This is a genomic window from Pseudomonas sp. C8002, from assembly GCF_013385765.1.
GTDB lineage: Bacteria > Pseudomonadota > Gammaproteobacteria > Pseudomonadales > Pseudomonadaceae > Aquipseudomonas.
Genome location: NZ_JACAPJ010000050.1, coordinates 20,889 through 27,677 on the forward strand (window position 1 = coordinate 20,889; position 6,789 = coordinate 27,677).

Annotated in this window: 4 protein-coding genes; 2 read left to right on the top strand and 2 right to left on the bottom strand. The window is 63.0% G+C overall.

What is annotated here, in order from left to right; translation table 11 throughout:
• Positions 1–33: 33 nt before the first annotated feature.
• The gene (locus HX814_RS30960) at positions 34–3,096 is read right to left on the bottom strand and encodes an efflux RND transporter permease subunit (RefSeq protein ID WP_177015450.1); all 3,063 of its coding nucleotides are present in this window, start codon (positions 3,094–3,096) and stop codon (positions 34–36) included.
• 2 nt (positions 3,097–3,098) lie between these two features.
• Positions 3,099–4,205: an efflux RND transporter periplasmic adaptor subunit gene (locus HX814_RS30965; RefSeq protein ID WP_177009819.1), complete on the bottom strand. Its 1,107-nt coding sequence runs from the start codon at positions 4,203–4,205 to the stop codon at positions 3,099–3,101.
• 187 nt (positions 4,206–4,392) lie between these two features.
• Between HX814_RS30965 and HX814_RS30970 the strand changes: the two genes are divergently transcribed.
• Together HX814_RS30970 and HX814_RS30975 are read left to right on the top strand one after the other, a co-directional pair.
• A complete protein-coding gene (locus HX814_RS30970) occupies positions 4,393–5,259 on the top strand; it encodes a pirin family protein (protein ID WP_177009820.1) in 867 nt (288 codons plus the stop codon).
• 63 nt (positions 5,260–5,322) lie between these two features.
• Positions 5,323–6,765: a mechanosensitive ion channel domain-containing protein gene (locus HX814_RS30975; RefSeq protein ID WP_063028913.1), complete on the top strand. Its 1,443-nt coding sequence runs from the start codon at positions 5,323–5,325 to the stop codon at positions 6,763–6,765.
• The last annotated feature ends 24 nt before the right edge of the window (positions 6,766–6,789 follow it).

Here is a 6,789-nt window from a genome sequence, read left to right on the forward strand (position 1 = left end):
CCGCTCCCACATTGGTTTGTGGTGTTGGTTGGATCAGGTTGCAGGCACCACTTCCCGGGTCTTCTCCCGCCCCAGCACCAGACTGCACAGCGCCGGCAAGAACAGCAACGTCAACACCGTCCCCACCAGCACCCCGCCAATCAACACATACGCCAGCGACGACCAGAACACCGACAGTGTCAGCGGAATAAACGCCAGCGCCGCCGCCAGCGCGGTCAATATCACCGGCCGTGCCCGGCGCACCGTGGCCTCGATGATCGCCTCGCGAATCACCATGCCCTGGTCCTGGTTCTGCCGAATCTGGTCGGTAAAGATCAGCGTATTGCGCATCAGAATCCCGCCAATCCCGATCAACCCCAATATCGCGTTGAACCCGAACGGCTGGTTGAACAGCAGCAGCGTCGGCACCGCCCCGATCAGCCCCAGCGGCGCGGTGGCGAACACCATGAACATCACCCCGAACGAACGCACCTGGAACATGATCACGGTCAACGTCAGCAGAATCATGATCGGGAACAGTGCCGCCAGCGCCACGTTGGCCTTGGCGCTTTCTTCCACCGGGCCGCCGATGACGATCTGATACCCGGCCGGCAGCTTGGCGATCAAGGGTTGCAGGTCCTTGTACACCGCCATTTCCACATCTGGCGGCTGGGTGCCGTCGACGATGTCGGCGCGCACTTCCACGGTCAGCGCACGGTTGCGGCGCTTGAGGATCGGTTCTTCCATCACCGCCTGGAAATGCCCGACCTGGGCCAATGGCACCGAGACGCCGGCACTGTTGGTCAGGGTCATATTGTCGAGGTTGCCGAGGTCTTCGCGCTGGCTGCCCTGGGAGCGGGCAACCACTGAAACGGTACGATTGCCTTCGCGCACTTCGGTGATCGGGTTGCCGCTGAGCAACGCGTTGAGCTGGGATTTCACCCCGTCGGGGGTAAAGCCCAGCAGGCGCAGGCGGTCCTGGTCGAGTACCAGGCGGTAACTGCTGGCGCGCTCGCCCCAGTCGAGGAAGCTGTCCCGCGTGAGTGTGTTGGCCGCGACCACTTGGCGCACGTCTTCAGCCAGGCCGCGCAGCACATTCAGGTCGGGGCCGGACACGCGAAACACCACCGGGAAGGGCACCGGCGGGCCGAATACCAACTGGGTGACGCGCACCCGCGCCGATGGAAATTCGCCGGCCGCGATGCGTTCAGCCATGCGTTTTTTCAGGCTGTCCCGGGCATGGGCGTCGGCGGTCTGCACGATCAGCTTGGCGAAGGCGGGATCTGGCAGCTCAGGGTTCAGCGACAGGAAAAACCGTGGTGCACCACCGCCGACATAGGTGTCGACCATCACGGTTTGCGGCTCCTCCATCAGCGCCTTTTCCACCTGCGCCGCTACCGCCTCGGTGCTTTTGAAGGCGCTGCCCGGTGGCATGTACACCTCAAGAATCAGCTCGGAACGGTCGGAGTTGGGAAAGAACTGCTTCTTCACCACGCCCATGCCCAGGCCACACAGCACAAAGGCCGCCACCACCAACCCGGTGACCAGCCAGCGTCTGCGCACGCAAGCGTCCACCAGGCGCCGCAGTTTCTGGTAATAGCGCCCGGCGTAAATTGCATCGTGGCCGCCGACAACCGGCTCGATGTGCGGCAACAGCTTGACCCCCAGGTACGGGGTGAACACCACCGCCACCAGCCACGAGGCGATCAGCGCAAAACCGACGATCCAGAAAATATTCCCGGCATATTCACCGGCCCCCGAGCGGGCAAAACCCACCGGCAGGAAGCCGATAATCGTCACCAGCGTGCCCGTGAGCATCGGCGCGGCGGTGGAACTCCAGGCGAAGGTGGCCGCGTGGATCCGGTCAAAACCTTCCTCGAGTTTGACCACCATCATCTCGATCGCAATGATTGCGTCGTCCACCAGCAGGCCCAGGGAAATGATCAACGCGCCCAGGGTCACCCGGTCGAATTCGCGGCCGGTCATCAGCATGATCACAAACACGATCGACAAGGTCAGCGGCACCGCAGCGGCCACCACCAGCCCGACGCGGAACCCCAGGGCCAGCAGGCTGATGACCATCACCACCGCCAGGGCGACGAAGAACTTCAGCATGAACTCGTTGACCGCCAGGCTGATGTTTTTCGCCTGGTCGGAGACCTTGGCGAAGTTGACCCCCAGCGGCAGGTCGGCCTGGATTTTCGCTTCCTGGGCCTTGAGNNGTTCCAGGCCGTTCCAGTGCTTCTCCATGATCACACCGAGCATCAGCGACGGGTCGCCCTGATGACGGATACGGTAGCTGGGCGGGTCTTCATAACCCCGGCTGACGGTGGCCACATCGGCGATGCGCAGCAGCTTGCCGTTGGCTTCCAGCGGGACGTTTTCGATCAGCGCCAGGCTATCGAAGGCCCCGTCGATGCGGATATAGGCGCGTGCCCCGGCGGTCTCGACAAAGCCTGAAGGCGCCACGGCATTCTGGGCGGCGAGGGCGGCGAAGATCTGCTCGGGCTTGATGCCCAAGGTGGCCAGGCGCTCATAGGAAAACTCGACGAAGATCCGCTGCGCCTGTTCGCCGAGGATATTGACCTTCTTCACTCCCGGCAGATTGAGCAGGCCCTGGCGCATGTCCTCGGCCATTTGCACCAGTTGCCGGTGGGGCAGATGTTCGGCCTCCAGCGCGTACAGGGAAAAGTACACGTCGGAGTATTCATCGTTGAAAAACGGCCCGATCACCCCCTTGGGCAACTTCGCGGCTTCGTCGCTGAGCTTTTTGCGGGTCTGGTAGAACAGGTCCTGGATCTCGCTGGGACGGGTGGACTCCAGGTACGTCATGCGCATCGAGACGAAGCCCGGTTGGGCGATGGTTTCGACGCGGTCGTAATAGTCCAGCTCCTGCAGGCGTTTTTCCAGGCGGTCGGCCACTTGCTCCTGCATCTCTTGCGCGGTGGCGCCGGGCCAGGCGGCGGTGATGGTCATGACCTTGACGGTGAACGAAGGGTCTTCGGCGCGCCCCAGTTTGCCAAAGGCAAAGACCCCGGCGGCGAGGATCGCGATGATCAGGAACAGCGTGACCGCGCGATGCTTGACCGCCAGTTCGGAGAGGTTGATCCCGCGCATTATCAGTGTTCCTGCTGACGGTTGAGGGCCAATACCTGGGCCGGCAACAGGCGTACCGCGTCACCGCTGTGCAGCAGGTGCGCGCCGAGGGCGACGACTACTTGGCCGGGGTCCACGCCACTGTCCAGCAACGCGTCCTCCTGGCCGAGGCTGGCGACGTTGACCGGGGCGAAGCTGACCTTGTCATCGGCGCCAATCACCCACACACCGGTGCCTTTGCCGGCATCCTGCAGCGCCCCGATGGGCACGCGGGTCTGTTGCGCCTGGCCGTTACCTTGCAGGCGCACGGTGATGGTCGAGCCGAGAGCGAAGCGGTCGACGGGGCCATGCAATACATAGCGGGCCCGGTAGGTGCGGGTGGTCGGGTCGGCGCTGGCAGACAGCTCGCGCAACGTGGCGGTCACTGCCTGCTCAGGGGCGCCGAAGGGGAACGCCAGGGCTTTTTGCGAAGCCTGGTCGCGCTGGTTTTCCGGCAGGTTGACGATGGCTTCCCGGGCGCCGTCGTGGGCCAGGCGCGCCACCACTTGCCCCTCGGCAACCACTTGGCCGCGGTCCACCCGTACGTCGGTGATGATGCCGTCGCTGTCGGCCCTGAGCACCGAGTAGGTGCGGCGGTTTTCGATCTGGCTGGCGTCGGATTGCGCGGAGGCCAGTTCGGCTTCGGCCACCCGCAGATTGGTGGCGGACTGGTCGAAAATCTGCCGCGACACGGCGCCGGTATTGGCCAGGCGCTGGTAGCGGGATTCATCGTCCCGGCGTTGGCGCAGTTGCGCCTGGGCCGCACTGACGCGGTTTTTCGCCGAGCGCAGGGCCAGTTCGAAGTCGCCGATATCCAGCACCAGCAAGGTGTCGCCACGGTTGACGTGCTGGCCGGGATCAACCTTGCGCTCGATCACCTTGCCGCTGACGCGAAACCCCAGGTCACTTTCCGTGCGTGCGGCCACTACGCCGGTGTAGGCGCTTTGCTGGCTGCCCGCGGCTTCGACCTTGGCGGCCAGCACCGGGCGGGGCAGGGGCGCTTCGGCGACGGGGTCGGCCTTGTTGTTGCAGCCACTGAGTACCGCCAGCAGGGCCAGGGGGGTGAGAAGACGCAGGGGGAGAGGGTTCATGTCGGGCTCCGTGGGGCGGGGTGAGCTAAAAATTACGCTTGTAATATTTGTCGCCATATTATGGTCGAAATATAAAATAATCCAGCCCGCGAGTATTTGTTCCACTGGTGGGACGATCAGGGCCGGTTTTGCCGTCTAGCGCGGAATTGGTATCGGATTTAAGGTGTATCCATTACTGGAGACACATATGAAAAAGATCATCGGCATCTACACCAGCCCACGCGGCCATTGGGTCGGCGACGGCTTTCCGGTTCGCACGCTGTTTTCCTACGACACCATGGGCAAGCAGATCAGCCCGTTCCTGTTGCTGGATCACGCCGGTCCTGCGGCGTTCACCCCGACCGAGCAACGTCGTGGCGTGGGCCAGCATCCTCATCGCGGTTTTGAAACCGTGACCATCGTCTACAAGGGCGAAGTCGAGCACCGCGATTCCACCGGCGCCGGCGGCACCATCGGCCCGGGCGATGTGCAATGGATGACAGCCGCCAGGGGCATCATTCACGAGGAGTTTCACTCCGAGGCGTTCGCCCGCAGCGGCGGCGCCCTGGAAATGGTCCAGTTGTGGGTCAACCTGCCGGCCAGGGACAAAATGACCGATGCCGGTTACCAGACCATCCTCGATGGCGATATTCCGACGCTGCCCCTGGCCGACAACGCCGGCAGCCTGCGCTTGATCGCGGGCGAGTTCGACGGGGTCAAAGGCCCGGCTCGCACCTTCACACCGATCGACGTGTGGGACATGCGTCTCAAAGCCGGCCGCTCTGTGACGCTGGACCTGCACGCCGGGCGCAACACCGCGCTGGTGGTATTGCGCGGCACGCTGCGGATCAACGGCACTGAAGTGGCGCGGGAAGGGCAGTTGGCACTGTTCGAGCGCGATGGCACGCAACTGCGCCTCGAGTCCAGCGACGACGCCATGGTGCTGTTGCTCAGCGGCGAGCCGATCGACGAACCCATCGTCGGCCACGGCCCGTTCGTGATGAACACCGAGCAGGAAATCCACCAGGCGTTTGCCGACTATCAGTCCGGGCAATTCGGGCAGATGCAGCGCTAGGGCGCTATACCCTCCAAAGGCATTTCATGCGATCTTCATGGCATTCGCCCTGGAGTCGCCTGAATGCCCTCATTTATCTCCGATCACCCGATGTTCTGTGCCTTGGCGCTGGTGCTGATCGATATTGCCGTATGGCGTTTGATCTCTGCCGATTTCGCCAATTGGAAGCTGGCGGCGCGGCTGGTGATCTTTGCGGTGTTCAGCGCCGTGCTGTTCAACGAAGGCATGAACCCGATGCAGGTCGCGCCGTTCGGCGACAACGTGGCGCTGCATTTGGCGGCAACGGCGTTCCAGATCGGCTGGTGGCTGTTTGCGGCGCGCACCCTCACGGTATTGCTCGGCGCGGTGATGATGCAGCGGGTCGGCCACACCGGGCGGCTGTTGCAGGATCTGGTGGGCGCGGTGATCTTCCTGATCGCGATCATCGCCGCCATGGCCTACGTGCTCGACCTGCCGGTCAAGGGCGTGCTGGCCACTTCCGGCGCGGTGGCAATCATCGTCGGCCTGGCGTTGCAAAGCACCTTGAGCGACGTGTTTTCCGGCATCGTGCTCAATACCACCAAACCCTACCAACTGGATGACTGGATCTCCATCGACGGCACCGAAGGCCGGGTGATTGACATCGACTGGCGCGCCACCCAACTGCAAACCTCCCAGGGCAGCCTGGCGGTGGTGCCCAACTCGTTGGCGGCCAAGGCCAAGATCATCAACTTCTCACGTCCCGCAGATATGTTTGGCTTGGCGGTCAGCCTGCAGGTCAGCCCCCATGCGCGGCCCCAAACCGTGCTGGATGCGCTGGAGCGGGCGATGCAGGGGTGTCGGCCGTTGTTGGCCAAGCCGGCGCCCAGTGTTGCATTCAAGACGTCGGCCAGTGGTGGCGTGGAGTATGAGATCAGCGGGTTTGTGCCGGCCATGGCGCTCAAGCGTGAGGTGCGCAATCAGCTTTATGATTTGGCGTTTCGGCATTTGCAGGCGGCGGGGGTGAGCTTGTTGTCGGCGGCCGAGAGTAATGCGCCGGTGACGGTTTCCCGGGCTCGGGCGTTGTTGGAGAGCTCATCTATTTTCTCGACGTTGAGGCAGGAGGAGAAGGAGACATTCAGCCAGAACATGACGCTGCAGACCTTTCGCGCCGGGGAGATGATTTTGCCGGCGGGGGAGGTGAGTGATCACCTGTTTATCATCGAGTCCGGGGTGATTTCGGTGATGTTGACCAAGGCCGGGCACAAGTTTGAAGCGGGGCGGATGGGGCCTGGGGAGGTGATTGGTGAGGCCGGGATTCTTTCGGAGCAGGGTGTGCCTGCGGACTTTTCGGCGAAGACGTTTTGTACGTTGTATCGGATTGAGAAGGAGTATCTGAAGCCTTGTCTGGATGCTCGGCATGACATCAGTGAGGCGATGAAAAGCCTGCTGGATTTCAGGTTGCATGCGGCTCAGAGTTTGACGCAGGAGGCGCCTGTGGTGCCGGTTAAGAAGGGGTTTATGCAGTGGCTGCGGAGTCGGGCCTGAAGGTGTACATATCCGTTGCTGCGG